The organism is Ruegeria sp. CDSC025 (genome assembly GCF_059610805.1).
The window spans coordinates 48,941-75,104 of sequence record NZ_JBXWOJ010000006.1; the positions used below are offsets into that span (position 1 = coordinate 48,941).

A 26,164-nucleotide genomic window follows, 5' to 3' on the forward strand; every position below is an offset into this window, starting at 1 on the left:
TGAAGGCCAAAGCGATCTGGCCTTTCATATTGTGCAACAACTCGATTGAGTAGAGGTATTGCGCATCTGGGACATACGTCAGATTTGTTCGACCTTCACGGAATCAAGCGGGTAGAAGGCGACATGGCCTTTGATGTCTAAGGCAGAATGGATCGGGTCTTCATAGCTCCAAGCAGCGTTTTCAGTGACCGAGGATTTGTTGACGATCGAAAAATGCGTGGCTTGGCCCTTGTGTTTGCACTGCGTGACCTTGTCGGTAACGTCCAGAAATGCCATCGCGATATCGGTACGAGGGAAATAGATGACCGGATCAAGATCGCCCTCGAGCAATTCCAGAGCATTTGTGGTTTCACCCAGAATGGCGCCTCCTGAACGGACGCTCCATTTGCCTGGTGTCTTGCGAATGGTGATCTCGGTCATCTTTGCTCTTTCCTCTGGTCCGGTTTCCCGCTTGTCCACTGCCCGGTATATGTAACGATGCGGTGTCAGATCGGTGCGGTTGCGGCATCCAACCACAGTTGGGCGTCATCTCCCAGCCTTGGTCGAACTTTTTCGACAACTTCGCGGTGATATGCGTTCAGCCAGTCGCGTTCGATTGCCGTCAGCATATCGGTCAGAACCAAGCGTCGGTCGATAGGGACATAGGTCAATGTGCGCCATTCCAACATGGGACGTTCCGCGTCACCACTGGACAGTGTAGGGGCAGATTGCACCACCAAAAGGTTTTCAATCCGGATTCCAAAGGCACCTTCGCGGTAATAACCCGGCTCATTCGATAAGATCATGCCCGGCAGCAAGGGCTCATGGCTGGCTTTGGACAGACGCTGAGGGCCCTCATGCACACTCAGATAGGCACCGACGCCGTGCCCGACACCGTGATTAAAGTCCTGACCCGCTGCCCATAGGGGAATACGCGCCACGGATTCGATATCACGTCCAGCCAACCCGGCAGGCCAGCGCAGCATAGACATGGCGATCATGCCTTTCAGCACGCGAGTAAAGCAGGCTTTTTCTTCTTCACCCACATTGCCGATAGCAATGGTCCGGGTGATATCAGTCGTGCCATCCAAATATTGTCCGCCGCTGTCCAGCACCAGGATATGACCGTCTTGCAGCAGGCTGTCGGTTTCCTCGGTCACCCGGTAATGCATGATCGCGCCATTGGGTCCTGTCCCTGCAATCGTATCGAACGAGATATCCTGCAGGGCATTATCCTTGCGCCGGTTCTCCTCAAGCCGAGTGACCACCTGCGTTTCCGTAACATCGCCAGCGGCTTGCGCATCCAGCCAGCACAGCGTTTCGATCACAGCGACAGCATCGCGCAGATGTGCCTCGGCACTGCCTGCGATTTCGGCAGGGTTCTTGCAGGCTTTGGGCAGCGCACAAGGGTCGCCGCCATCGACCATCTGCCCCTCTAGCACATCGGCCACTGCCTGTGGCAGTGTACCAAGATCAACCTGAACCTTACCGTCAAGCGCTGCGACAGCCGTCAAAAACGTGTCCGGCGCATGAACTGTGACTGAATCGGCCATCGCCACGTTCAGCTTTTGGTGCGCCATGAACAGATCCACGCGGCCATCCGCATGCAGTATAGCAAACCCATGCGCCACCGGGTTGTACCCGATATCGGAGCCCCGAATGTTCAACAACCACATGATCGAGTCGGGCAGGGTAATCACCGCTGCGCCACAGCCCGCGTCCTGCAGGGACTGCGCCAGACGCGCGATTTTGCTGTCTGCGCTTTCGCCCGCGAATTCGATCGGGTGCAGCTTTACCGGGTTCATTGGTGGATCGGGTTGATCCCGCCAAACCCGGTCCACCAGATTGTCGCTGCGCACCAGTGTAATATCTCGGCCTTCAAGGTCGGTCTGCGTTTTCGCGATCTGACCCGCCGAATGTAGCCACGGATCAAAGCCAACCCGACCACCCTGCGGGAGTTGTTCCTTTAGCCACGCGGCAAGGCTGACCTCGGGCCATGGAACGGGTGTGTAATCGGCGGCGACCTGCGCTTTGACCTGCGTGCGATAACGTCCGTCAATGAAGACGCCGGCCTTATCTGCCAAAAACACGCAGTACCCGGCCGAACCTGTGAACCCGGTCAGCCAGGCAAGCCGTTCGTCGCGCGGGGCCACATACTCGCCTTGATGCACATCCGCGCGCGGGACCAAGAAACCGTCCAACCCGTCGCGGGCCAATTCGGTCCGCAGATCGGCCAGCCGGGGCGGGCCCTGTTCCGGCCGTGCGGTCACGGCGAAGGACTGAAACATATCATACCTCTATCAGTTTGGAGCGCGCGACGCCATGTTATGGAAAAGGCGATTCAGCCTACTCTCTTCATTCCCATCACCCGCGCTCGTGCGCGCGGATCACTGTCAAACAGAGCGGCCAGTTGCTCGGTCATGGCTCCGGCCAGTTGCTCGACATCCGTGATGGTCACGGCGCGGTCGTAATACCGGGTCACGTCATGGCCGATGCCGATGGCAAGCAATTCCACCATCTTGCGCTTTTCGACCATCCCGATCACATCGCGCAGGTGCTTTTCCAGATAGTTTGCTGGGTTCACGCTGAGCGTTGAATCATCGACCGGCGCCCCGTCCGAGATTACCATCAAAATCTTGCGCTGCTCGCGCCGTGCCGTCATCCGGCGATGCGCCCATTCCAGCGCCTCGCCGTCGATATTTTCCTTCAGCAGACCTTCTTTCATCATCAGCCCCAGATTGGGTCGGGCGCGTCGCCACGGGGCATCCGCGCCTTTGTAGATGATATGGCGCAGATCGTTCAGACGACCGGGCTGCTGTGGGCGGCCATCGTTCAGCCAGGCCTCGCGCGCCAGCCCGCCTTTCCACGCTCGCGTGGTAAAGCCCAGAATCTCGACCTTGACGTTGCAGCGTTCCAGCGTGCGTGCCAGAACATCCGCGCAGATCGCCGCGATCGAAATAGGTCGCCCGCGCATCGAGCCCGAATTATCCAACAGCAGCGTCACCACCGTATCGCGGAACTCAGTATCCTTCTCGACCTTAAAGCTCAGCGGTGTGGTTGGGCTTGCAACAACACGCGCCAGACGGCCCGCGTCCAGAATGCCTTCTTCGCGGTCGAACTCCCAGCTGCGGTTCTGTTGCGCCTGCAACCGGCGCTGCAATTTGTTGGCCAAACGGCTGACGGCACCTTTCAGCGGTTCTAGCTGTTGATCCAGATAGGCCCGAAGGCGTTCCAGCTCAGCGGGCTCCGCCAGATCCTCGGCGGCGATCTCTTCGTCATGGGTGCTCAGGTAGACCTTATAGTCGGGATCAGCATCGGATGCAGGCGGAGGGGCAGGCGGCTCCAGCGGGGCCTCGCCCTCGGGCATCTCGGCCTCTTCTCCCATTTCATCCTCGGCCATCTCATCCATGGAGACTTGGGCCTGAGACTGATCCTGCTGTTCTTCCTGTGACTGCTCAGGGGTCGCATCCGCGTCCTGTTCGTCCTGATCATCCTGACCAGTGCTGTCGGGGTCGGGCTGTTCTTCGGCGTCGTCTTCGGCCTGATCTTCCTGATCTTCGTCCAGCTCATCCGGGTCATCGCCCAGCTGATCGCCATAGCCCAGATCCTTGATCATCTGGCGTGCAAACTTGGCGAATTCGGCCTGGTCCGAAAGCACCTCGTCAAGGTTCTCCAGTACGCCCCCTGCCTGATCTTCGATAAACCCGCGCCACAGGTTCATGACATTGTCAGCCGCAGGCGGCAGGTCGCGACCAGTGGCCAGATGCCGGATCAGATAGCCGGCGGCCACCGAAAGAGGCGCGTCAGCTGGCTGTTTGCATTGATCATACCCACGCCGGATCGCTTCGTGCCCGATCTTGACGTCGATGTTGGACGCAGTGCCTGGCATGTCCCGCGCACCCATCGCTTCGCACCGGGCAACCTCCATCGCCTCGTACAGATCGCGGGCCATGTCACCTGGAGGCGCATAGCGATTATGAGTAGCATCATCGTGATAGCGTCGCTGCAAAGCCAAAGCATCCGCGGTCCCGCGCGCCAACAGAACCTCTTCCCGCGTCATGCGCCGCGAGACCTGAGGCAACCGCATCGACTCACCCGACAGGCCCGACGGGTCGACCGTATAGCTCACCGTAAGTTCCGGATCGTCGGCCATCACTTTGGTGGCTTCGGCCAGAGCTTTCTTGAACGGATCAGCGGGGTTGTCTTTGGGTTTGCTCATCGGTGGCAGGTCCGGTCTTGTTCTACTCGGGCAACCTAGAGCCAATCATAGGTCTTGACCATAGGGTCGGCCTTGTTTTCCGGGTAATCAGCGGCACGCCCGAATTGCAAAAACGCCAGACCTGTAGAAAAGAGGCAACGCCCGGCTTCTGCGTGGCCTGTGATTCTAACTGGGGGTGACTTTTCCGTCAGTACAATGCAAAACGAACGGTACACGAACGCGTGATATAGTTATTTGTTTGGGACGGTTTAATGGGACTCAGAAGACAATTTCGAAAATTGTTCGGGATCAAAAGACAGACCATAGAATTACAGCCCTCGGGCTGGTTAGCCGAGAATGTTTTCTGTCAGTCACCCTCAACGCCGCTGAGTGAGATAGTTCACGTTTTCGATCCCAAATACAAAGATCCTGACCCAATCAACCTAGTGCATATCGTCAATTTCTTTTCTGTCGACGGAGCGATGAATGATGTCCAGCGCGCTACGTTGGATAGCATGGTGACTGCCAAATCAGATCCGTTGGCTGGTGAAGGTGAAACAACTTTGGTGCAGGTTCCGGTGCATGGGGACGAAGATCTGATTCAAGCCCATTACGGCCTGCAAGTTGCGACAAAACTGGAACGCACGGTTCTGGATGTCGGAACGTTTCGAATTCCTCGGCCTTTGCCACTTTTGTTTGATGTTCTGGAAAAGGGTGCATCCGTTGCTAAACCCGGAGATTTTGTAATCTACACTAATGCAGATATTTGTCTTCAGCCCTATTTTTATGGCGCGGTACGTCAGCTTATTGCGGGTGGTTTCGATGCCATCACGATCAATCGTCGGACATTTGGCGATGCGCATGGGTTTTCCCATGACCCCCTGTCTATGGGCGAGGTTGGTATGCAGCATCCGGGTTTCGACTGCTTTGTTTTTTCCAAAGAAGTTTTCGATCAATTTGTTCGCACAGATTCCTGCCTCGGGATGTCTGGGGTCATACAGCCAATGCTATTCAATCTCGCTGCGCACTCGAAACGAATGCTGATGCTCAAGAATGTCAGTCTGACGTTTCATTTCGGCGATGATCGGCCGTGGAAAACCCAGGACTTTGATGATTATGCCATGCATAACTTCACAGAGGCGGCGGATAGTTTAACCAAATTGGCGGAAGACGTCAGTAAACGCGGTCATCTTCGCGAGTTCTGTGACAATCACATTGGAATCTGGAAACTTGACGACGATGGATTGTTGGCTCCAGATGCGGCTCAAGAAGTTGCACAGGCACATTTGGCCAATAATGCATAAAAGCTAACTTTCGTAGCTTTTGATGATGTGGCCCTGCAAGAGCTTCCGAAAGCCTGTGCCACGCACAAGCCCCCGGAAATTCCGTATATTTTGTTATCCCAAGCTGGTGCTTGCAGCGCTTTCCGGGAGTTCCTCGTCAAAACACCGCTGATAGAACTCGGCCACTGTCTGGCGCTCCAGCTCGTCGCATTTGTTCAGAAATGATAGGCGGAAAGCATAGCCGACATTGCGGAAAATCTCGGCGTTTTGGGCCCAGTTGATTACGGTCCGGGGACTCATCACGGTTGAAAGATCACCGTTCATGAAGGCGGTCCGAGTCAGATCGGCAACGGTGACCATCTGAGCGACGATCTTGCGGCCCTCGGCCGTGTTGTAGTGCGGCGCTTTGGACAGAACGATCATCGTTTCTGCGTCATGGCTAAGGTAGTTCAGCGTCGCGACCAGAGACCAGCGGTCCATCTGGGCTTGGTTGATCTGTTGTGTGCCGTGATACAGGCCGGTCGTGTCACCCAGGCCAACAGTATTGGCGGTGGCAAACAGGCGGAAATACTTGTGCGGGGTCAGAATCTCGTTCTGGTCCAGCAGGGTCAGGCTGCCATTGGTTTCCAGAACGCGCTGGATCACAAACATCACGTCTGCGCGCCCGGCATCGTATTCGTCAAAGACGATCGCAACAGGGTTACGCAGAGCCCAGGGCAGAATTCCTTCGTGGAAATCCGTGACCTGTTTGCCATCACGCAGCTTGATCGCATCCTTGCCGATGAGGTCGATCCGGCTGATATGGCTGTCCAGATTGACGCGCACGGCCGGCCAGTTCAGTCGCGCAGCGACCTGCTCGATATGGGTCGATTTACCGGTGCCGTGATAACCCTGAATCATCACGCGGCGGTTATGGGTAAACCCTGCGAGGATTGCCAGCGTCGTATCTGGGTCGAACTTATATGTCGGGTCGATCTCGGGAACCCGTTCTGTCTGTTCGTAAAAGCGTTTGACCTGCATGTCAGAATTGATGCCGAACACATCTCGGACCGAAATCTCTTCTGTTGGTTTTGCGTTTGCGTCAATCGGCCAATCCATGCCTGTCGTCCTTATCCTGATACCGCGGCCCCCGCGCGGGCTTCTGAACCCGTGTGTGGTGCAACATATTGCAGATAAGGGCAAGGGAAAGCGGCCCCCTTGGAAAGGTGAGCAGGTTTTTCTTTCAAACTGGCCCTATTGACGCGCGGGCGATCCTTGGTCGCGACGCGTACCAGGTGCAGGTCAAGCCGCGTTTGTCAACAAAGGCACTGCGGCCTGTTCGGACGCACATGCCGATCCATGTGTCGGAAATGCTGTATGCAGGTAAGTATTCAATAATCCAAATGTTGAAAATGACCTTATCAGACATATGAAAAATGGTCTCATGGGGCTTTTTGCAAGTTGCTCAAGTACACAGCAGATTTCTTTGCTAGTCGCGAGCCAGAACTGTCAGTTGGCAATACCAGACGTCGAGATGGCAGTTTCTGGATTCAGCGTCATCCTAAGGACGTGTAGAAACTAGGCAGGGCAACACTTTCGGCGAACGGGAAAGTGACCTCGGGCAAATGCCACAAGAAATCGTCACAACTTGCGGCTCGTCACGTGCAGATATTGAAATGTGTTGTGGAGGTGGTACACTATTTTGGACTTAGTTTAAGTAAAAGGTTGCCATGGCTTTAGTAATTACCGGTCCAACGAGGATTTTCTTTCCTCCGAACACGGACACATTTTCTGTGGACTACAACTCCAGCAAGCCAGCGTCTTGGTTTGTATCTGTAACAGATGACGGACTTCTTTCCCCTTCAGATTACTCGGTTACGATTTCCAGTGCTGGTTTACTAACAGTGGACCTGCAGCCGGGGGTTATTGTTCCCCCAAATACAACTCTGAGTTTGATCGTCAGAGCCTCCAGCGGGCCTGGAAATGGCAACAATGCCTCGATTGGGGTAACCGTTAGGTTGCCCGCTGGAACGGTGCCGTGTTTCGTGAAAGGGACATTGATTGAAACTGAAAGTGGCTGTCGCGCTGTTGAGGAACTCGCTGTTGGTGACAAAGTGCGTGCTTCCAGTGGTGAACTGCTACGCATCGAGTGGATCGGAGAGAAGACCCTGCAGGCAGAAGCTTTGAAGCGAAACCCCCAGTTACGTCCGGTTTGCATTCAGAAAGGTGCATTCGGAAAAGGACTGCCTGACCGAGATTTGTACGTTTCTCCACAACATAGGATTGTCGTGGAGGGTTGGCGCGCAGAGTTGCTGTTTGGAGAGCCAAAAGTTTTCGCCGCGGCAGTTCATCTCGTTAACGATCATACAATTCGCCAAGTAAATACTTATGATCCCGTTACATACTACCATATTGCTTGCTGTCGCCACGCGATACTGTTGTCGAATGGTTTGCCAACTGAAAGTTTGTTTTTAGGTGAAATGGCGGTGATGTCCTTCGATCGGGAAGATGCCGAGGAACTCCGTGAGCTATTTCCCGAACTGCGAAACGCGGCACCCGCTTTTGAGCAAACGCGCGTACGTTGCCTAAAACGCCCCGAAGTGCTGGCGCTGCAGGGTATGGCCAGCAATTAAAACGCCTATTTAAAGTTCCGGCTGTCTTTGATCTGGTCCCAGGCCCAGACAACCTCTTGCAGCTGCTCTTCCTGCGAGCGGTCGCCGCCGTTCATATCGGGGTGCAACACCTTGATCAGCTTTTTATAGGTCTTTCGGATTTCGGCCTTGGACCAGCTGTCATTGGCTTCCAGAATCTCGATAGCGCGACGTTCGGTTGGGGGCAGGCGGCGGCCGCCTCCGCCTGTAGTGCGCCCTTTGTTCTGGGTACTGTTCGCGCCCAACACCTGGTGTGGGTCTTCGATTCCCAAACGGGCCCAGGCACGTGCCTCGGGATCGCCCATGGGTTTGGTTTCACGCTCCCAGACTTTGTCCTTAGACTGTTGAGCATTCATTTCGGCCTCGGTCGTGCCGTCGAAGAAATTCCATTTCTGGTTATACTCGCGCACATGCTGCTGGCAGAACCAGAAGAAATCATCCAAAACATCCGGTGCTTTCGGGGCCCGAAATTTACCAGGCTCTTCACAGCCCTCATGGTCACAGATTCGCACCGAAGTTTCAGACGCGCCAGACATACCACGCCGTCCACGCGGGTTTTTTTTCTTCGCGCTGGAGACGGACATATCGAATCCAAATGGGTCTGATTTCGTCATGCTATGATCCTTAAGAACGCATCTTCTCGACTCGGAGGCAGCAGTTTAGTCTAAGCAGCCGAAAGTAGAAGAGGGGGGGCGGTAATATTTTTGCCGCTGAGCGTAAAAATGACCGTGACCGAAGAAATGCGAAGCCGCCTGCAATCGGCGTTTGATCCACATGAGCTTGAAATCGTTGACGACAGCGAAAGCCACCGCGGGCATGCCGGATTCCAAGAAGGTGGTGAAAGCCATTTCAACATCCGAATCCGCGCGGCTGCATTCGAGGGGCAATCTCGCGTTGCCCGCCACCGCGCAGTGCACAAAGCGCTTGGAGATATCGTGCCGCGGATCCATGCTTTGGCATTGGATATCGGTGTTTAGGCAGGCTTTTGTAACGCGGCCCGGAACGGTCGCACCCCTGCAGCGAAGACAATTCGCGGGTTTTGCCGTGATCGTTCAGAGATTGGCACAGGGTCGCGGGTTGGATAGGTGAAAGCCGGCCGGTAATTTTTCGGTGTTTTGGTGATTTCGACCGGTTTCTTGCAGTGATTGCAACAAATCAGGAAATTCAGTCTGAATGTGAAAACATTCCATGCATAACAGTTGCTCGAACGCGGGCCCTAATCTACCCTCCATTGACGGGATGTTTTTCAGGTATTTGGTTTTGAGAGTTCTTTTTGTGCAGGCTGGATTTGGGCCTGGGGGGGCAGAGAAAGTAATAGCCATGCTTTCAGGGCATTTTGCCCGGCGCGGTTGTGCTGTTCACGTTACCGGTTTTCAGATGCCGACCGATGGTCCCTATTTCCCGATGCATCTCAATGTTGAACTCAGCGTTGCAGAAAAGGTGACGGGACAGGCGTCACGTATTGCGCATATCCGCTCTGTCATAAAGAAATTTCGACCGGACGTTGTAATCTCATTCCTGACCAAGGTGAATGTTCAGACTCTTCTGGCCAGCGTTGGAACCGGGATTCCCGTTATCATTTCTGAACGCAATAATCCGCTGCGACAGGACGCACATCCCCTTTGGGCACCGCTTCAGGGGATTGCGGGGATAAAGGCAGCAAAGGTTGTCGGGCTGACACATCGGGGATTGGCGGATCTTCCCTTCACTTTGCGCAAGAAGGGGATGGTTATTCCGAACCCGATCCTCCCCTTTGAGCGAGTTGAATCCTCTGGCACGAGGCGGGGTGTGCAACTGGTCGCGGTTGGCCGCCTCGTTCGGCAAAAGGGGTTCGATATGCTGCTGCAGGCGATGCAGCGCATTCATTCCCAAGCTCCAGATACCAGGCTGATTATCTATGGTGAGGGCAGCGAGCGGGAAAATCTGCAGAAACTGCGCGATGATCTGGGGCTACAGTCGGTTGCTCGGCTGCCCGGCAATACGATCGAGGTCGGGGAATGGGCGCAGCGTGCGGACATTCTGGTAGCGACCTCGCGGTTCGAAGGGTTTCACAATGTCGTCGCTGAGGCGGCGGTCAGCGGGATACCGGTCGTGTCTTTCGATTGCGATTACGGTCCGTCAGAGTTCATTCAAAACGGACGGAACGGATATCTGGTTCCCGTCAACGATGTCAGTGGTTTGGAACAGGCAGTGCTGAAGCTGATCCATGAACCCGACCTCAGGGCGCAGATGTCCAAGGTGTCACCTACGCTAAAGGCCGATCTGTCCCCGGATCAGGTCTTTGCCCAATGGGACACGCTAATTCGCGACGTCACGAGCTGAGATTCAAAACGCTACTCCTGACAGCTGTTTTTGACAGATCCGGTTGGGGCAATCAGATTTTTTGACCTTCAGTCTCTGCAGTTTCGTCTTCCGATTTTTCTGTTTCAGCACCTTTCAGCGACAAAGGCGGCTCTTTGGCCTGTTCCGCAATGGGGGCCGGGGCCTGAACGGTATCGGGACCAGGAACAGGTTGAGCAAGAGCAACGCCATCCTTCGTTTCGGTCGGGCCAGGTGTCGGGGCAACAGGCACATCAATTTCACGGCGAAATATCAGCACATTGCGCCAGTTCACGGTGCTGCCAGTCAGGCCGGAGCGTTCCTCGCTGGGCAACAACTCGGCGCGTTGATATTCCCAGCCATCCTGCCCCATCTGGTTTAGCACTTGTTCAATAGAAGCAGCGAAACGTCCCTCGGCTGACTTTTCACCCTTGGTCTTGGCAGACTTTTGGGGGGAAGGGACAACTTTGTATTCGTAGCGGGGCATCGGAATTCCTACCTGTAAGATCCGGGTAATCTAGCAGGTTGATCACAATGGGAAAGTCATCATAGCGCGGCGGGCGAATTCCGGCACATCTGCTGGTGCGGGCCTGGTGCCACAAATGACAAGCGGCGGGACTTTGCGCAAAGGCTAAAGTCCCGCCGCCGAAATCAGTAAAACCGAAAGATCTACGATCCCAGTTTCTTGGCAATCAGCTCGTTGACGGCCTTGGGATTTGCCTTGCCGCCAGTCGCCTTCATTACCTGACCAACGAACCAGCCGGCCAGTTTCGGGTTTACCTTGGCCTTCTCGACCTGTGCCGGATTGGCGGCGATGATCTCGTCCAAAGCGGCCTCGATCGCGCCCGTGTCGGTCACCTGCTTCATACCGCGGTCTTCGACGATCTGCGCCGGATCTCCGCCTTCGGTATAGACGATTTCGAACAGGTCCTTGGCAATCTTGCCCGAGATCGCGTCCGAGGAAATCAGGTCGATGATACCGCCAAGCTGTGCAGGTGAAACCGGCGAGTCTGTGATCTCGTGATCTTCCTTTTTCAGGCGGCCAAACAGTTCGTTAATGACCCAGTTTGCAGCCAGTTTGCCATTGCGACCCTGCGCGACCTCTTCGAAATAGGCAGCCGATTCAACATCAGCAGTCAGCACCGATGCGTCATAGTCCGTCAGTCCGAATGTGCTGATAAAACGCGCTTTTTTATCGTCAGGCAGCTCGGGAAGGTTGGCGGCGATGTCGTCAACCCAGGCCTGCTCGATCTCTAGCGGCAGCAGGTCAGGGTCAGGGAAGTAGCGATAGTCATGCGCTTCTTCCTTGGACCGCATCGAACGCGTCTCGCCCTTGTCCGGGTCATACAGGCGGGTTTCCTGATCGACCTTGCCACCACCTTCGACGATGGCGATCTGGCGGCGGGCCTCGACCTCAATGGCTTGCTGGATGAAGCGCATCGAGTTCATGTTCTTGATCTCACAACGGGTGCCCAGATGCGAGAAATCCTGTGTTTCCTGATACTTTTCATAGGCCCCCGGCAAACAGATCGAGACGTTCACGTCTGCCCGCAAATTGCCGTTCTGCATGTTGCCATCACAGGTGCCCAGATAGCGCAGGATCTGACGCAACTTGGCGATATAGGCGGCGGCCTCTTCCGGGCCGCGAATGTCGGGGCGGCTGACGATCTCCATCAGGCAAACACCGGTTCGGTTCAGGTCGACGAAGGACATATGCGGGTCCATGTCGTGGATTGATTTGCCCGCGTCCTGTTCCATATGGATGCGTTCGATCCGCACCATGCGCGCAGTGCCGTCGCCCATCTCGACCAAAACTTCACCTTCGCCGACAATAGGCTGATAAAGCTGGGAAATCTGATAACCCTGCGGAAGGTCGGGGTAGAAATAATTCTTGCGGTCAAAAGCCGATTTCAGGTTGATATCGGCTTTCAGGCCCAACCCGGTGCGCACGGCCTGTTCGACGCAATATTCGTTGATCACCGGCAGCATCCCCGGCATTGCCGCGTCCACAAAGGCCACGTTCGAGTTCGGCTCGGCCCCGAATTGGGTCGACGCGCCAGAGAACAGCTTGGCATTGGACGAGACCTGCGCATGCACCTCCATCCCGATTACCAGTTCCCAATCGTGCTTGGCCCCGGCAATGGTTTTGGGCTTAGGCATTTCGTATGTCAAGTCGAGCATGGCGCGCCTCATTTCCGCAGAAGTCTAAGCCTGCGTATTAGGCTCGGCGCGCCAAAGGGGCAAGGGGGAATCAGTGTCCGGACAGGTGCAACCCTGTCGGAGTAAAGGTCACATCCATGCCGCTGCGCAGTTCCTCGCGAAACAGGTCGCCGATTGCCCGCAACGCATCGCGGTGCCCGCGGGCTGCAAACCGTTCGGGCGAGTTGATGCGGACCGAGTTATTGAACCCTTGTGCCGCATGGGCCCAGATCAGCGGATGCAGTTCGGTCAGGTGATCACGGATCAGCCAGTTGGCCGCGTCGTGGATCTGAGCGCGCACCGCGTCGGCCTTTTCATTCCCCCCAAGGCCGTTCTGGATGGTTATCGCACAATAGGCAGCCAGCATATTGACCATCTGCTGGTCGGGGCGGTTGCGCAGTATATCGTGCAAACCCTGCAGGAAGTATTCGATATCCAGCCGTGCGCAGGCTTCGTCGTCTAGGGCGATGGCATCAAACTGGACCCAAGTGTAGCCACCGGCGCCCCAAAGGTCATGGGTACGGGCTGCATTGCGCAGGGCCTGAACCTCAAGCTCTTCATAGCTGCCGAACCAGCGTGGCAGCAGATGAGTGCCCATTGCACGCATATGGCGTTGGTTATGCGGGTCCAACGTAATCAACTGTTCATACTGATCAGCCACGCGCAGATTGGACTTGCGCTGACCTGCCAGCAGAGCACAGCCAACAGCCGCAACCAGCGCATTGTTGGGCGCGGCTTCGCGGCATTTTGGCAGGATATCGGCCGCGCGGTCGAAATGGGCGGTGCAGCGAGACCGGTGCAAGGGGGGAAGAACTGCGTTTGTCGCAGTGCCGCGCCACGCCCAGGCCAGGTCAATATGCGCCATAGCCACAACAAGGGCGATCATCGGATCATCCTCATGCGCCCGCATTTCATCCTCAAGCTCAGAAATTCCGCCAAGAAGATCATAGTCTGACAATGCCCGATAATCGGACAGAGCGTGTTCGACCGCCAGCACTACATCGGACCGAGCGCCGAATGCCAGCAAATCCGCGATTGGCATCCCATCGGGCGCAGTTTCGCGCGCGTCATCGGCGGCACGCATCTTTGCAGAAAGGTCTGCCCACCGATCCTGACGGGCCAGATCGCGGCCAAGCTCTATGACGTCCTGACCGATCAGTTCATCGGCCGAGACATTTGCGACGGGGATATTTACCGAACCCTGATCTGGCAGAGCAGCGGCCAGCACTGCATCGGCGGCGTCGAAATCTGACGCAATTTTCAAGGATGGATGTGGAACGCGGGCCTTTTGGGCCATCAGAAACCGGAACATGCTTACACTCGAAACAAAAAAAATCGTAACCTAGCTTTAGAGACTGGCCTCTATTTGGCTCAAATTCAAGCTACAACCGTCTTATTGTCGCTTTGTTCCGGTCAATGCGCCCTGAGACTCGGGATCGTTTCAAAATGGGCCGAAATGATGCCGTTCAACCTTTAGGCCAGCCTCTTTCAGGCGGGACTCGAGTTCCTTATGCGGAGGGGTCGACTCATCAGGCAGGCGAATCCGCTTTTCCGAGGTCAGCACCAGCGACATGCGCACCGAGAAATCCCAGCGTGTATCCAGACGCACATGGTCGATTTCGCTCAATCTTACGCCAGCCTCGCGCCGCCCCGAGAACCACTGCAGCCCATCCTGATCCAGCCGGAGCCCCGAACGGGTGTTTTGTGCAAAGTCCCATAATGCGGGCAGGGTGAACAGGGCCAGCAGGCCAATCAGCCACCAGACGGCATCAAAGGCGATGACCAACACAGCCAGCGCGGAATAGACCGACAGCAGAATGGCGATGACCTGCGGTGACCTGTTATGCCGTGTATAGGAATAGGGGGTCATGCGTTCAGGATGCGCGTCACCATTTCGGTCGTGTCCCGTGAAAGGTCTGGCGTTTCGGCGATGCGGGTCAGCTGGGTGCGGATAAGGGCCTGGCGATCTGCGTCATAGCGCTTCCACGTCTGGAAAGCCGAACACATCCGCGCCGTAGTCTGCGGATTGACCGGATCCAGTTTGATCAGCCAGTCCGCCAGCAGAGAATAACCAGCTCCATCAGCACGGTGGAAACCGGCGTGATTCGTCGCCAATGCCCCCAGAACAGCCCGGAAACGGTTCGGGTTCTTCCAGTTGAAATCCGGATGCCCGGTCAGGTGGCTTACGATATCTGCAGTCTCTGCCGGGGCTGACATCGCCACCTGCAGGCCGAACCATTTGTCCATCACCAGCCGGTCATCTTGCCACCGGTCATAAAACGCGTTCAGTTCCTGTTCCCCTTTGCCCGCACGCAACAGGCAGGACAAAGCCGAAAGCTGAAGGGTCATGTTATCGGCGCGCTGATAATCCTCGGCCGCTTTTGCACCCCCGTCCAACCGTGAGGTCAACGCCAATGCGGCCCCACCCAGAGCCCGCTGGCCGGCTTGTTCTGCGTCCGGGCTAAAGGCTGCTTCGATGCTGGTTTCGCTATGCAGGCGGGGCAGCAGATCCTGAACGTGCTGGGCCGTTACCTGCCGCAGCGTTTCAACAGCGGTCCAAATGGCCATCGGGTCGGGCGTGACACCCTGTTCATGCATCATCGCAGCAAGTTCAGATTGGGACGGCAACCCCAGCATCAAGGCGCGATAAGACGGGTCAAGATCGCTGTCGCGCAATACGGCGAGGATGCCATCGAGATAATCCGTTTCCGGTGCCGCATCCGTCACGATCATCTTGATCAGCGTGTCTTCGGCTAAAGATCGCCCCGCCTGCCAGCGGTTGAACGGGTCGCTGTCATGAGCCAGCAAAAAAGCTCGCTCAGCGCTGCTCTGGTCATGTTCCAGAATCACGGGGGCCGAGAAATCGCGCAGGATTGAGGCCGTGGGTTTGGGCGGATTGGCACCGGACACGCGTTCCGGTCCTTCGCAACCCTGCAAGCGCCAGCCTTCTACTGTGTATTCGAAAGCAAAGCTTTGGGTTTCCTGCGTGAACTCCAGAATGGTTGTGGGCATGGTTTCATCCCCGTTCGCGCCGATCAGCCCGACCGCAACGGGGATAACCTGCGGCAGCTTATCTGACTGTCCGGGGGTCGGGTCGGTGCGCTGTTTCAGCGTCAAGGTGTAGATGCCATCAGTCCATTCTTCGGTCACCGATACGCGCGGGGTGCCAGACTGGCTGTACCAGCGTTTGAACTGGGTCAGGTCGCGACCTGTGGTGTCTTCAAACACCTTGATCCAGTCCTCGATGGTGCAGGCCTGACCGTCATGCCGATCAAAATACAGCTCCAGCGCCTGCGCATAGGCCTCGTCACCTACCAGACGCTTCAGCATGCCGATCACCTCGGCGCCTTTTTCGTAGACCGTCGCGGTGTAGAAGTTGTTGATCTCCTGAAAGCTCTCTGGCCTTACCGGATGTGAAAGCGGGCCGTTATCTTCTGCGAATTGGCGCGCCCGCAGGTCGATGGCATCGTGGATACGTTTGACCGGGGCCGAGCGCATGTCCGAGGTGAACTGCGCATCGCGGTACACCGTCAGACCTTCTTTCAAGCACAGCTGAAACCAGTCGCGGCAGGTGATGCGGTTGCCAGTCCAGTTGTGGAAATACTCATGCGCGATGATCGCCTCGATCCGTTCGAAATTCATATCGGTGGATGTCTCAGGGCTGGCCAGCACGGCGGACGAGTTGAAAATGTTCAGACCCTTGTTTTCCATCGCCCCCATGTTGAAATCATCGACGGCGACGATGTTAAAGACATCCAGGTCGTATTCGCGACCATAGACGTCCTCGTCCCATTTCATCGACTTCTTCAGCGCCTCCATACCGAAGGCGCATTTTCCCTCATCGCCCGGGCGCACCCACAGGTTCAGTTCAACCTCGCGGCCCGATTTGGTTGTGAACTGACCGGGATGTGTAATCAGGTCGCCTGCGACAAGGGCGAACAGATAGGCGGGTTTGGGCCAGGGGTCATTCCATTCGGCCCAGCCATCCCCCTTGCCGGTCGGGTTGCCGTTCGACAGCAGAACCGGCAACGCGCCATTAATGCGTACGGTGAAGATCGACATCACGTCGGGTCGGTCGGGATAGAAGGTGATCTTGCGAAACCCCTCGGCCTCGCATTGGGTGCAATACATGCCGTTCGACATGTAGAGCCCCTCAAGCGCAGTGTTATTGCCTGGGTCGATTTCGACCTCGGCTTCCCAGACAAATGCCGCGTCGGGAACAACCGCCGTCAGGCCGGTCTCTGTGACGTCTGGAGTGATCTCAACCCCGTCAACAGTAGCACGGATCAGTTTCAGTTGCTCACCATGCAGGAAAAACTGACGGTCTAAGGCATCAGGATTGGGCCGGAAGGCGATGCGCGAAGTCACTCGGGTCGCATTTGGGGCCAGATCAAAGGTCAGATGTACGCTGTCCACCAGATAACCAAACGGTGTGTAGTCTTTCAGAAAGATCGTCGTGGGGGCTGCGTCGCGCATCGGTGGCCTCGAATGGGTTGGTATCAGGCGCGACGTTATGGGTTGCTGCGATGGGCTGCAAGCGGTGCAAGTAAGCTTGCTCAATAGGCGATAAGCATCTGTCGATGTCGAAGTGGCCTGACGACCAAAGACCCAAACTGACCAAGACATGTTGCCTATCGGAAATATCCGCCCTAATTGGGGCCTGTATACAACGGCGTACATACGAGGGAATGTGGCATGAGCAGCAGACGGATGCGGAGCGGACTCAAGGTCGACGGGATTCTGACCGAATTCATAGAAGGGCATGCTCTGTCTGGAACAGGCGTTGCGGCTGACACCTTCTGGAACGGGCTTGCGCAGATGGTTCACGAGTTGGGCCCAAAGAACCGTACACTTTTGGCAAAGCGGGCCGATATCCAGGCGCGCGTCGATGCCTGGCATCTGGAAAACAATGGCCAGCCGCATAATGCTGCCGCCTATCAGGATTTCCTGCGCGAGATCGGCTATTTGGTGGCTGAAGGCGGGGATTTTCAGATCGAAACTGACAATGTGGATCCCGAGATCGCGTTGATTCCCGGTCCTCAGCTGGTGGTTCCTATTACCAATGCGCGTTTTGCACTGAACGCTGCGAATGCGCGCTGGGGCAGCTTGTATGACGCGCTTTATGGCACCGACGCGATGGGCGATCTTCCCGTCGGTGGTGGTTATGATGATGCGCGCGGAGCACGCGTGATTGCTTGGGCCAAAGCGTTTCTGGACGATGCCGCCCCGCTGGCCAGCGGATCGTGGGCTGAAATGTCAGAACTGCGCGTTGAAAATGGGGTTCTGGTGCCCGCGCTGGCAGATGCAGCGCAGTTTGTGGGTTTTGGCGGTGCCGCTGAAAACCCGGACTTTGTTCTGCTGAAGAACAACGGTCTGCATGTCAAAGTCGTGATTGACACCTCTAGCACCATTGGCGCCACCGACCCGGCCGGTATTGCTGACGTGCATCTTGAATCGGCGCTGTCGACGATCATGGACTGCGAAGATTCAGTCGCCTGTGTGGATGCCGAGGACAAGGTGGTTGCCTATGGCAACTGGCTGGGCCTGATGAAGGGTGATCTGACCGAAGAGGTCAGCAAAGGCGGCACGACTTTTTCACGCAAACTGGCCGATGACCTGACCTTTACCGCGGCGGACGGTGGCGCTGGTGTTCTTAAGGGCCGGTCGCTGATGCTGGTCCGCAATGTGGGGCACCTGATGACCAACCCCGCCGTTCTGGATGCCGAAGGGCGCGAGATCGGCGAAGGTCTGATGGACGCGCTGTGCACCACTCTCATTGCGATGCACGACCTGCAGCGCGATGGCGGCAACTCGGTCACTGGTTCGGTCTACGTGGTAAAGCCTAAGATGCACGGACCTGAAGAGGTTGCCTTTGCCGTCGAAATTTTCGATATGGTTGAAGACATCCTCGGCCTGCCGCGCAACACCGTAAAGCTCGGTATTATGGATGAAGAGCGCCGCACCTCGGCGAACCTCAAGGAATGTATCCGCGCCGCCAAATCGCGCGTGGCCTTCATCAACACCGGCTTTCTGGACCGGACCGGGGATGAAATCCACACTTCGATGGAGGCAGGACCAATGCTGCCCAAGGGCGACATCAAGAACACGCCGTGGATTGCGTCTTATGAAGATCGCAATGTTGATATCGGTCTGGCATGTGGCTTGAAGGGCAAGGCACAGATTGGCAAAGGCATGTGGGCGATGCCCGACCGTATGGGTGACATGCTGGACGCCAAGATCGGTCACCCGAAATCGGGTGCAACTTGCGCCTGGGTGCCGTCGCCGACTGCCGCGACTCTGCATGCAACACATTATCATAAGGTCAACGTCCTAGAGCGCCAGGACGAATTGGCTGCCGGTGGCGCACGTGGTACGCTGGATGATCTGCTGACCGTGCCTTTGCTGGGCGACCGCAACCTCAGCGATGATGAGATTGCGCGTGAGATCGAAAACAACGCGCAAGGCATCCTGGGCTATGTGGTTCGCTGGGTCGATCAAGGCGTTGGCTGTTCGAAAGTGCCGGACATCAATGATGTTGGCCTGATGGAAGACCGTGCCACCTGCCGGATTTCGTCTCAGGCCTTGGCCAACTGGCTGCATCATGGCACTGTCGATGAGGCGCAAGTCATGGCCGCGATGCGGAAAATGGCCGTAGTGGTCGATCGGCAGAATGATAGCGATCCGGCGTATCGCCCAATGGCTCCCGGTTTCGACGGCATCGCCTTCCAGGCGGCCTGTGATTTGGTTTTCAAAGGCCGTGTTCAGCCTTCGGGTTATACCGAACCTGTCCTGCACGCCCGCCGACTGGAGATGAAAGCCAGCCTTTAACCCAACAGAAATGACTGGATCGAATATGGTAATTTCTTTGCGCAAAGCCCGTACCCTTATCCGCAAAGCCCTTGAAAAAGGGCGCGAGTTGGGGCTGAAACCCCTCTCGGTCATCGTTCTTGATGCTGGTGGCCACGTCATCGCGTTTGAGCGTGAAGACGGTGCTGCCCCTGGTCGTTTTGCGATTGCGCAGGGCAAGGCCTACGGCTCGGTCATGCTGGGGATGGCGGGCACAGCCCAGATGCAACGCGCCGAGGCGCAGGCCTATTTCATGGCCGCCGTAAACGGTGTTTATGGCGGTCAGGTCGTGCCGGTTCCGGGTGGTGTTCTGCTACGTGACCGAAAAGGTGCCGTAATCGGCGCAGTCGGTGTGACCGGCGACACGTCGGATAACGACGCCATCGCTGCCATGGCCGGGATCGAAGCGGCCGGGCTGACTGGCGAAGTTTGACCTTTGGTGAACTCGGAGAGCCGGCAAAGGCTCTCCGATCTTTACGAGGCACAAGCGGCGCGCAAAGCGAATAGGGCCAATTCGGCGGTGGTCCGATCAGGCCCCTTGTTGTGCAGGGGTGAACAGAGACTTGCGCTGACACACAGGCTATGTGCTATTGCGCGCCTGTGACCCTGTCGATACCTTTCCCGGAACGTACGGAAAGAACTAGGAAAGAATAATGGCTCGACCTGTCGTCGGTATCATCGGCAATTCATATTTGATGAACGATCAATATCCGACTCATGCCGGCGGCACGATGAACTCGGACGCCGTGGCCAATGTCTCGGGTTGCTTGCCGATGCTGATCCCTGCCGACCCGCGGTATGTCTGTGTCGAGGAACTGCTTGAGGTCTGTGATGGTTTCCTGCTGACAGGGGGGCGTCCCAATGTTCACCCCGAGGAATATGGCGAACCTGCGACCGACGCGCATGGCGATTTCGACCGGGCGCGCGATGCGATCACGTTACCCTTGGTGCGGGCCTGTGTCGAAAGAGGGCAGCCCTTTTTCGGCATCTGCCGCGGCTTTCAGGAGGTCAACGTGGCCATGGGCGGAACGCTTTATCCAGAAATCCGCGATCTGCCGGGGCGCATGAACCATCGGATGCCCCCCGACGGCACCTTGGAAGAGAAATTTGCCCTACGCCATGTGGTCAACCTGACCGAGGGGGGCGTGTTTCATCGGTTGATGGGCGCTGCCGAGGTGATGACCAACACGCTGCACGGGCAGGGGATCAAAACTGTTGGACATCGCATTGTGATTGACGGCGCTGCACCAGACGGCACGCCCGAGGCGATTTATGTGCAGGACGCGCCCGGTTTCACCCTGTCGGTGCAATGGCACCCGGAATGGGACGCGGTCAATGACCCTGTCTCGCGGCCGCTTTTTGAGGCGTTTGGCGATGCGGCACGCGACTGGTCCGCAGGAGTGCGATCGGGATTGGTTAAACAAACCGCCTGAGTCCCTCCGCCGGCCCTGATTGAAGGGACCGGCGCTTTGCTATCAAACCAGCAGATTGAATTGATTGATCAACGGCAAGCTGCGGGCGCGCTTGCCGGTAAGGTCGAACAGGGCGTTGCCAAGTGCTGGCATCGACGGAGGCGTGCCCGGTTCACCCACACCACCCAGATGGCGATTGGTTTCCAGAATACGAACCTCGGTCACCGGGGCGTTATGCATCCGCAGCGCGTCATAGTCGGGGAAGTTATATTGCTCGACCTCACCGTCGGCGAAGGTGATCTCGCCCATCACGGCTGCTGACAGGCCATAGATCATGCCACCGAACATCTGCGCCTCGACCGTTCCGGGATCCAGCGCCAGACCCACATCGCAGGCGATCCACGCCTTTGCGATGCGAATGGTGCCGTCCTCATCGACCACTTCGACCACCTGCGCCACAGGCGTGCCAAAGCTGTAGGTCATTGCCACGCCACGACCAACACCGGCGGGCGTTTCACCCGTCCAGCCTGACATTTCCTTGACGGCTTGCAGGACAGCTGCCGACGGTGCGTGCTCGGTTTGGGCCAGCTCAAGACGGAACTCCAGCGGGTCACGACCGGCGGCCAGGGCCAGCTCGTCCATGAATGTCTCGTGGAAGAACCCGTTATGGCTATTGCCGACCGAACGCCAGAACCCGACAGGTACATGCAGATCGGCGATGTGGCCGCTGACGCGGTAGTTCGGCACGGCATAGGGCTGGTTAAAAAGACCTTCGACCAGGACCTTGTCGGGGCCAGCGCCGGGCAGGCCCGATATGCGTTCCACGGCCTGCTGTGTGCAGGATTGCGATGCAACCTTGGCGTCGATCAGAACTGCCTTGCCGTCTTTGACCGCGCCGCGCATCCGCGCCAGCGCGCCGGGGCGGTAGAAATCGTGGCGCATGTCCTCTTCACGGCTCCAGGTGGTCTGGACCGGAGTATTGGGCATGGCTATGGCGACTTTGGTTGCGATTTCGATGAAATCCAGCTCTCCGCGACGACCAAATCCGCCCCCAAGATAGGTGGTGTGAATCTCGACCGCTTCTTTATCCAAATTCGCCGTGTTTGCAGCGCGGGTCAGAAGGAAGGTCGGCGCCTGGTTGCCACACCACAGCTCGAGCCTGGAACCGGTGAACAGCGCGGTGGCGTTCATCGGTTCCATCGTGGAATGTGCCAGATAGGGTACCTGATATTCAGCGGTAATTTCGGTGGCCCCGTCGGGCAGGGTGTCTACATCCCCATCATCGCGCATGGTCGAATTTGGCGAGTCGTCAAACGCCTCGGCAATCTTGGCGAAAATACCGTCGGTATCCGGCGGGTAGGGGGCGTCGGCCCAATCGACCTCTATGGCCTCAACCGCTTGAATGGCCAGCCAGGTGTTATTGGCAATAATCGCTACGCCGTTGCCCAGATCGACCACCTTCTCTACGCCGGGCATGGATTCCGCAGCGCTGGCGTCAAAGCCGTTCATCGCACCGCCTAGTTTCGGGTTCATCCGAACCGAGGCGAATTTCAGACCCTCGGGGCGCACGTCGATGCCGAACTCAGCCGTGCCCGTGGATTTTCCAACCATGTCGACTCGTGGCAGGTTCTGTCCCAGCAAACGCCAATCTGAGGGATCGCGCAGCTCGACCTGCATGGGCTCGATCTGTCCGGCGGCCTCAGCCAGTTCGGTATAGGGAATGCGCGTCCCGTCCGGCGCGATCACGGCGCCGTTTTCGGTCTTCAACTGGTCACGCTCCACGCCCAGACGATCAGCAGCGGCTTGTTTCAGTGTTTCGCGGGCGGTGGCCCCTGCCTCGCGCATACGTTCGAACCCGTCGCGCATCGAGGTCGATCCGCCGGTGACCTGCAGGCTGACAACCTTGCCCAGAACGCCTAGCGATTGTGCGAGATTGTGCTGGAAGTTCGAGATGTCATATCCCTTGTTCGGCAGGCTCTCACCCAAAATGGCCGAGTTGTAATAGGCGGCTGCCGCAGGCCCGTGAAGGACCCGGATATCGTCCAATTCGACGTCCAGCTCTTCGGCAATCAGGGCTACCCAAGTGGTCATTACGCCCTGTCCCATCTCGGCACGTGGCGCGAACAGGGTTACGCCCTGCTGATCAATCAGGATGAACGGGCTAAGCGCGGTTTCCCCATCGCCAGGCTTCAGCGGGTTGGCTGCCGGGCGGCTGACATAATAGGCGCCAAACGCGACGCCGCCAACAATGGCGGCTGAGCCGATAAGAAACGTGCGGCGAAGAATTTTTCCTACGGAGGCCATCGCTTATGCCTCCTTCAGTCTGGAGGCTGCGTCATGGATCGCGGCACGGATACGGGGATAGGTGCCGCAGCGGCACAGATTGCCCTGCATCGCATCGTCTATGTCCTGATCCGTGGGGCTGGGGTTCTCGGCCAATAGCGCGGCGGCTTGCATGACCTGACCCGATTGGCAATAACCGCATTGCGCAACCTGATGGTCAATCCAGGCCTGCTGTATCTTGGCCATCGCGTCCGGGCTGCCCAGACCTTCGATTGTGGTGACGTCACCCCAGACATCGGACAAGGCAACCTGGCAAGAGCGCACGGCTTCTCCGTCTATATGAACGGTACAGGCGCCGCATGCCGCAACCCCGCAGCCAAACTTGGTGCCGGTCAGTCCGATCTCGTCGCGCAGAACCCATAAAAGGGGGACATCCTCGGGTAGATCGACCTCATATGACGTCCCATTTATCTTTAAGCTGGCCGTCATAGCTGCGTCTCCCTCTTGGCATTTAGTGACGTTCTGACATAAATGGGTGTGAGTGTCAGAGTGTCAACTGACAAATTGAGCGAAAAGTGTCAAAAGGTTCAGATGAGAGATTTCGTGCTAGACGCAAAGTGCCTTGCCATACTGGATTCGGCGCGTAAGGCATTCGCGGCTTACGGATTTAAAAAGACGTCGATGGATGAAATCGCAAAGGGCGTGGGGATCTCGCGCCCGGCATTGTATCTGTATTTCGACAACAAAGAGGCGATCCTGCGCAGACTCACCGAGTTGCACTATGAGGAGAAGATCGAAGCCGTTACGAAAGCCCTTCATGCAGACGGCTCGGTTTCGCAGATCATCGGCCAGGCAATCCACGTGCAGACCGATGGTATGGCTCAGATCATGTCCTCTCCACACGGGATGGAACTGTTGGATGCAGGAAAGTCGCTGGCCTCGGATATCATCACGCAGGGCGAGGCCCGGCTGCAATCTTTATATACCGGGTGGCTACAGAAAGAAGCGTCGAATGATCGTGTCCGTTTGTTTGATGGCGCAAGAGAGACTGCGGAGACCATTGCCTCTGCGCTGCGGGGAAACAAAATCAGCGCGACGGATTTTCAAGAATTTGACCGGATGAACTCGAACCTTGCCGCCATGATTGGTGCAGCGTTGGAAATCAGGTAACCCGCTGTCTGACTTTGTATTCCGGTGCGTCCCATAACCGGTTGGTCATGATGTCGGCCAGAATGTCCACCGCGCCGTTTACATCCTGCTCGTCGATATAAAGCGGGGTGAACCCAAAGCGCATGATGTCCGGAGCGCGGAAATCACCGATCACGCCGCGCGCGATCAAGGCCTGCATTGCGGCATAGCCATCGGCGAAACGGAATGAAACCTGACTGCCACGCTGCGCAGGGTCGCGGGGGCTGGCCAGTTTCAGGTCAGGGCAGGTGGCCTCGACGCCCGAAATAAACAGCTCGGTCAGTTCGATTGACTTGGCGCGCACGTCCATGATGTTGGCCATGTCCCAGATGTCCATCGCCGCAGACAGCGCGGTCATCTGGATGATCGGAGGTGTGCCGACACGCATCCGCTCGATACCCTGTCCGGGGCGGTAATCCAGATCGAACGTGAACGGGGCTTCATGGCCCAGCCACCCGGATAATGCAGGGCGCACGCGATCCGCATGGCGGGGCGCCACATAGATGAACGCCGGCGCGCCGGGGCCTCCGTTCAGATACTTATAGCTGCAGCCAACGGCAAAATCCGCTTTGCAACTGGACAGCTCAACCGGGATCGCCCCTGCGGAATGGGCCAAATCCCAAACGGTTATTGTGCCGTTCGCATGGGCCTGTTCCGTCAGTGCCTCCATGTCATGGATCCGGCCAGACCGGTAATCGACCTCGGTCAGCATCAGAACCGCGACGTCTTTGGTGATGTTTTCGGCAACATCCTCGGGTGCGACCACCCGTAATTCGTATTCCGATCCGAGTGAACGCAGCAGACCGTCGACCATATAAAGGTCCGAAGGGAAATTGCCGTTATCAGACAGCACAACCTTGCGGTCGGGGCAAAGCTCCAGCGCCGAGGCAACAGCCTGATAGACCTTGATCGACAGGGTATCGCCGGTCACGATGGTACCCGGTTCCGCACCGATCAACCGTCCGATACGGTCGCCAAGCCCGGTCGGAAGCCCCATCCACCCGGCCTTGTTCCAACCGGTGATCAGCATTTGACCCCATTCGTGTGTCATCATTCCACTCACCCGCTCGGCGGCAGCACGTGGCAATGGGCCAAGCGAGTTGCCGTCCAGATAGATGGTTCCATTCGGCAGATCGAACATGGCTTTGGTTGCAGCGAAATCAGTCATGGAGGTCCTGTGCAGAATTCTGACAAATGTCTGACTAAAGGGCTATCTGATCAGTTCTGCCGTGTCTACGCGTTCGGCCGAAAATGCACAGATGCGACCAACTGTGGTTTTGCTTTCGTGGATGCAAAGCGGTACATACCCCGACAAATGCGACATCCATACCGCAGGATCAAAGGAACAAGCATGAAGCGCAAACTCGACATTCCGCCCGCTTGGTTGGTGGCCTTTGCTGTTCTCGCCTGGATGCAGGCGAACTATGCGTCCTTCGGTCTGTCGCTGGCCAGCGGGTTTACCGACCTGCTCAGCGGCCTTCTGATCGGGGGCGGCGTCGTTCTTGTCGTGCTGGCGATTGCCGAGTTTCGTCGGCATCGAACAACCGTCCTGCCGCATGAAACTCCATCGAGTCTGGTTCAAACAGGTATCTTCAAGCGCAGCCGCAATCCGATCTACGTTGGCGATGTACTTATTCTGGCCGGCTTGATTCTGCGTTTCGACGCGGTGCTGTCCTTGGTGTTGATGCCTGTTTTTGTCTGGATTTTGGAACGCAGGTTTATTGTGCCGGAAGAAAACCGTATGCGCCGTGCCTTTCGCACGGATTTCGCCAGATATGAAAGGCAAACCCGCCGCTGGATCTGATGTGGACGGGATTTTACACGACG

22 protein-coding genes are annotated in these 26,164 nt (G+C 56.9%); 9 read left to right on the forward strand and 13 right to left on the reverse strand.

The genetic code is table 11. The annotated features are described in order from the left end of the window. Window positions 1-78: 78 nt before the first annotated feature. The 3 genes from AC2FH8_RS10585 to cobT all read right to left on the reverse strand — a co-directional run bounded on the left by AC2FH8_RS10585 (window position 79) and on the right by cobT (window position 4,198). The gene (locus AC2FH8_RS10585; RefSeq protein ID WP_142634990.1) at window positions 79-420 is read right to left on the reverse strand and encodes a DUF427 domain-containing protein; all 342 of its coding nucleotides are present in this window, start codon (window positions 418-420) and stop codon (window positions 79-81) included. A gap of 65 nt (window positions 421-485) precedes the next feature. Then, complete coding sequence (locus tag AC2FH8_RS10590) at window positions 486-2,267, reverse strand: aminopeptidase P family protein (RefSeq protein ID WP_496689723.1); 1,782 nt, start codon at window positions 2,265-2,267, stop codon at window positions 486-488. Between the two features lie 53 nt (window positions 2,268-2,320). Continuing rightward, on the reverse strand, window positions 2,321-4,198 hold the full coding sequence (gene cobT / locus AC2FH8_RS10595) for a cobaltochelatase subunit CobT (RefSeq protein WP_142634986.1): 1,878 nt from the start codon (window positions 4,196-4,198) through the stop codon (window positions 2,321-2,323). A gap of 251 nt (window positions 4,199-4,449) precedes the next feature. Between cobT and AC2FH8_RS10600 the strand changes: the two genes are divergently transcribed. Beyond that, a complete protein-coding gene (locus AC2FH8_RS10600) occupies window positions 4,450-5,481 on the forward strand; it encodes a hypothetical protein (protein ID WP_281972783.1) in 1,032 nt (343 codons plus the stop codon). A gap of 93 nt (window positions 5,482-5,574) precedes the next feature. Here AC2FH8_RS10600 and cobS read toward each other — a convergent pair whose 3' ends face one another. Beyond that, a complete protein-coding gene (gene cobS / locus AC2FH8_RS10605) occupies window positions 5,575-6,558 on the reverse strand; it encodes a cobaltochelatase subunit CobS (RefSeq protein WP_271950250.1) in 984 nt (327 codons plus the stop codon). Window positions 6,559-7,169: 611 nt separating this feature from the next. Between cobS and AC2FH8_RS10610 the strand changes: the two genes are divergently transcribed. After that, entirely contained in the window at window positions 7,170-8,072 is a 903-nt protein-coding gene (locus AC2FH8_RS10610; RefSeq protein ID WP_496689724.1) for a Hint domain-containing protein, read from the forward strand. A 5-nt stretch (window positions 8,073-8,077) separates the two neighbouring features. On the opposite strand, the gene AC2FH8_RS10615 is transcribed toward AC2FH8_RS10610, so the two are convergent. Continuing rightward, complete coding sequence (locus AC2FH8_RS10615) at window positions 8,078-8,704, reverse strand: J domain-containing protein (RefSeq protein WP_496689725.1); 627 nt, start codon at window positions 8,702-8,704, stop codon at window positions 8,078-8,080. Between the two features lie 108 nt (window positions 8,705-8,812). Here AC2FH8_RS10615 and AC2FH8_RS10620 point away from each other — a divergent pair, with 108 nt between their 5' ends. Both AC2FH8_RS10620 and AC2FH8_RS10625 read left to right on the forward strand, forming a co-directional pair. After that, window positions 8,813-9,067, forward strand: coding sequence for a BolA family protein (locus AC2FH8_RS10620; RefSeq protein ID WP_142634975.1), 255 nt, complete (start codon window positions 8,813-8,815; stop codon window positions 9,065-9,067). Between the two features lie 262 nt (window positions 9,068-9,329). Then, complete coding sequence (locus AC2FH8_RS10625) at window positions 9,330-10,412, forward strand: glycosyltransferase family 4 protein (protein ID WP_496689726.1); 1,083 nt, start codon at window positions 9,330-9,332, stop codon at window positions 10,410-10,412. Between the two features lie 52 nt (window positions 10,413-10,464). Here AC2FH8_RS10625 and AC2FH8_RS10630 read toward each other — a convergent pair whose 3' ends face one another. From AC2FH8_RS10630 to pepN, 5 genes are all read right to left on the reverse strand, one after another. Further along, window positions 10,465-10,896 (reverse strand): DUF4177 domain-containing protein, encoded by a 432-nt coding sequence (locus tag AC2FH8_RS10630; RefSeq protein WP_496689727.1) that lies wholly within the window; start codon window positions 10,894-10,896, stop codon window positions 10,465-10,467. A gap of 182 nt (window positions 10,897-11,078) precedes the next feature. Beyond that, entirely contained in the window at window positions 11,079-12,590 is a 1,512-nt protein-coding gene (gatB, locus tag AC2FH8_RS10635) for an Asp-tRNA(Asn)/Glu-tRNA(Gln) amidotransferase subunit GatB (protein WP_271950243.1), read from the reverse strand. A 70-nt stretch (window positions 12,591-12,660) separates the two neighbouring features. Beyond that, window positions 12,661-13,872 (reverse strand): hypothetical protein, encoded by a 1,212-nt coding sequence (locus tag AC2FH8_RS10640; RefSeq protein ID WP_246097153.1) that lies wholly within the window; start codon window positions 13,870-13,872, stop codon window positions 12,661-12,663. A gap of 177 nt (window positions 13,873-14,049) precedes the next feature. Next, window positions 14,050-14,478 (reverse strand): hypothetical protein, encoded by a 429-nt coding sequence (locus tag AC2FH8_RS10645; RefSeq protein ID WP_281994893.1) that lies wholly within the window; start codon window positions 14,476-14,478, stop codon window positions 14,050-14,052. After that, the gene (gene pepN / locus AC2FH8_RS10650; RefSeq protein ID WP_281994892.1) at window positions 14,475-17,084 is read right to left on the reverse strand and encodes an aminopeptidase N; all 2,610 of its coding nucleotides are present in this window, start codon (window positions 17,082-17,084) and stop codon (window positions 14,475-14,477) included. The genes AC2FH8_RS10645 and pepN overlap by 4 nt, the downstream gene beginning before the upstream one ends. Before the next feature lie 219 nt (window positions 17,085-17,303). Here pepN and AC2FH8_RS10655 point away from each other — a divergent pair, with 219 nt between their 5' ends. The 3 genes from AC2FH8_RS10655 to AC2FH8_RS10665 all read left to right on the forward strand — a co-directional run bounded on the left by AC2FH8_RS10655 (window position 17,304) and on the right by AC2FH8_RS10665 (window position 20,887). Beyond that, the gene (locus AC2FH8_RS10655; RefSeq protein WP_496689728.1) at window positions 17,304-19,436 is read left to right on the forward strand and encodes a malate synthase G; all 2,133 of its coding nucleotides are present in this window, start codon (window positions 17,304-17,306) and stop codon (window positions 19,434-19,436) included. 25 nt (window positions 19,437-19,461) lie between these two features. Further along, window positions 19,462-19,887, forward strand: coding sequence for a GlcG/HbpS family heme-binding protein (locus AC2FH8_RS10660; protein ID WP_271950308.1), 426 nt, complete (start codon window positions 19,462-19,464; stop codon window positions 19,885-19,887). A 220-nt stretch (window positions 19,888-20,107) separates the two neighbouring features. Continuing rightward, window positions 20,108-20,887, forward strand: a complete 780-nt coding sequence (locus AC2FH8_RS10665; protein WP_142634959.1) for a gamma-glutamyl-gamma-aminobutyrate hydrolase family protein — start codon at window positions 20,108-20,110, stop codon at window positions 20,885-20,887. A gap of 42 nt (window positions 20,888-20,929) precedes the next feature. Here AC2FH8_RS10665 and AC2FH8_RS10670 read toward each other — a convergent pair whose 3' ends face one another. After that, on the reverse strand, window positions 20,930-23,170 hold the full coding sequence (locus AC2FH8_RS10670) for a xanthine dehydrogenase family protein molybdopterin-binding subunit (protein ID WP_496689729.1): 2,241 nt from the start codon (window positions 23,168-23,170) through the stop codon (window positions 20,930-20,932). Window positions 23,171-23,173: 3 nt separating this feature from the next. Next, on the reverse strand, window positions 23,174-23,638 hold the full coding sequence (locus tag AC2FH8_RS10675; protein ID WP_282021435.1) for a (2Fe-2S)-binding protein: 465 nt from the start codon (window positions 23,636-23,638) through the stop codon (window positions 23,174-23,176). A gap of 102 nt (window positions 23,639-23,740) precedes the next feature. On the opposite strand from AC2FH8_RS10675, the gene AC2FH8_RS10680 reads away from it, so the two are divergent. Beyond that, the gene (locus AC2FH8_RS10680; protein ID WP_496689730.1) at window positions 23,741-24,319 is read left to right on the forward strand and encodes a TetR/AcrR family transcriptional regulator; all 579 of its coding nucleotides are present in this window, start codon (window positions 23,741-23,743) and stop codon (window positions 24,317-24,319) included. On the opposite strand, the gene kynU is transcribed toward AC2FH8_RS10680, so the two are convergent. Beyond that, window positions 24,312-25,505 carry a kynureninase gene (gene kynU, locus AC2FH8_RS10685; RefSeq protein ID WP_496689731.1) on the reverse strand — a complete coding sequence of 398 codons (1,194 nt, stop codon included), beginning with the start codon at window positions 25,503-25,505 and terminating at the stop codon, window positions 24,312-24,314. The genes AC2FH8_RS10680 and kynU overlap by 8 nt on opposite strands. A 183-nt stretch (window positions 25,506-25,688) precedes the next feature. Here kynU and AC2FH8_RS10690 point away from each other — a divergent pair, with 183 nt between their 5' ends. Beyond that, window positions 25,689-26,141, forward strand: coding sequence for a methyltransferase family protein (locus AC2FH8_RS10690; RefSeq protein WP_496689732.1), 453 nt, complete (start codon window positions 25,689-25,691; stop codon window positions 26,139-26,141). Window positions 26,142-26,164: the final 23 nt, after the last annotated feature.

Coding starts and splice junctions, on each gene's coding strand:
- AC2FH8_RS10585 (WP_142634990.1), bottom strand. CDS start 420: ATGACCGAGATCACCATTCGCAAGACACCAGGCAAATGGAGCGTCCGT.
- AC2FH8_RS10590 (WP_496689723.1), bottom strand. CDS start 2,267: ATGTTTCAGTCCTTCGCCGTGACCGCACGGCCGGAACAGGGCCCGCCC.
- cobT (WP_142634986.1), bottom strand. CDS start 4,198: ATGAGCAAACCCAAAGACAACCCCGCTGATCCGTTCAAGAAAGCTCTG.
- AC2FH8_RS10600 (WP_281972783.1), top strand. CDS start 4,450: ATGGGACTCAGAAGACAATTTCGAAAATTGTTCGGGATCAAAAGACAG.
- cobS (WP_271950250.1), bottom strand. CDS start 6,558: ATGGATTGGCCGATTGACGCAAACGCAAAACCAACAGAAGAGATTTCG.
- AC2FH8_RS10610 (WP_496689724.1), top strand. CDS start 7,170: ATGGCTTTAGTAATTACCGGTCCAACGAGGATTTTCTTTCCTCCGAAC.
- AC2FH8_RS10615 (WP_496689725.1), bottom strand. CDS start 8,704: ATGACGAAATCAGACCCATTTGGATTCGATATGTCCGTCTCCAGCGCG.
- AC2FH8_RS10620 (WP_142634975.1), top strand. CDS start 8,813: ATGACCGTGACCGAAGAAATGCGAAGCCGCCTGCAATCGGCGTTTGAT.
- AC2FH8_RS10625 (WP_496689726.1), top strand. CDS start 9,330: ATGTTTTTCAGGTATTTGGTTTTGAGAGTTCTTTTTGTGCAGGCTGGA.
- AC2FH8_RS10630 (WP_496689727.1), bottom strand. CDS start 10,896: ATGCCCCGCTACGAATACAAAGTTGTCCCTTCCCCCCAAAAGTCTGCC.
- gatB (WP_271950243.1), bottom strand. CDS start 12,590: ATGCTCGACTTGACATACGAAATGCCTAAGCCCAAAACCATTGCCGGG.
- AC2FH8_RS10645 (WP_281994893.1), bottom strand. CDS start 14,478: ATGACCCCCTATTCCTATACACGGCATAACAGGTCACCGCAGGTCATC.
- pepN (WP_281994892.1), bottom strand. CDS start 17,084: ATGCGCGACGCAGCCCCCACGACGATCTTTCTGAAAGACTACACACCG.
- AC2FH8_RS10655 (WP_496689728.1), top strand. CDS start 17,304: ATGAGCAGCAGACGGATGCGGAGCGGACTCAAGGTCGACGGGATTCTG.
- AC2FH8_RS10660 (WP_271950308.1), top strand. CDS start 19,462: ATGGTAATTTCTTTGCGCAAAGCCCGTACCCTTATCCGCAAAGCCCTT.
- AC2FH8_RS10665 (WP_142634959.1), top strand. CDS start 20,108: ATGGCTCGACCTGTCGTCGGTATCATCGGCAATTCATATTTGATGAAC.
- AC2FH8_RS10670 (WP_496689729.1), bottom strand. CDS start 23,170: ATGGCCTCCGTAGGAAAAATTCTTCGCCGCACGTTTCTTATCGGCTCA.
- AC2FH8_RS10675 (WP_282021435.1), bottom strand. CDS start 23,638: ATGACGGCCAGCTTAAAGATAAATGGGACGTCATATGAGGTCGATCTA.
- AC2FH8_RS10680 (WP_496689730.1), top strand. CDS start 23,741: ATGAGAGATTTCGTGCTAGACGCAAAGTGCCTTGCCATACTGGATTCG.
- kynU (WP_496689731.1), bottom strand. CDS start 25,505: ATGACTGATTTCGCTGCAACCAAAGCCATGTTCGATCTGCCGAATGGA.
- AC2FH8_RS10690 (WP_496689732.1), top strand. CDS start 25,689: ATGAAGCGCAAACTCGACATTCCGCCCGCTTGGTTGGTGGCCTTTGCT.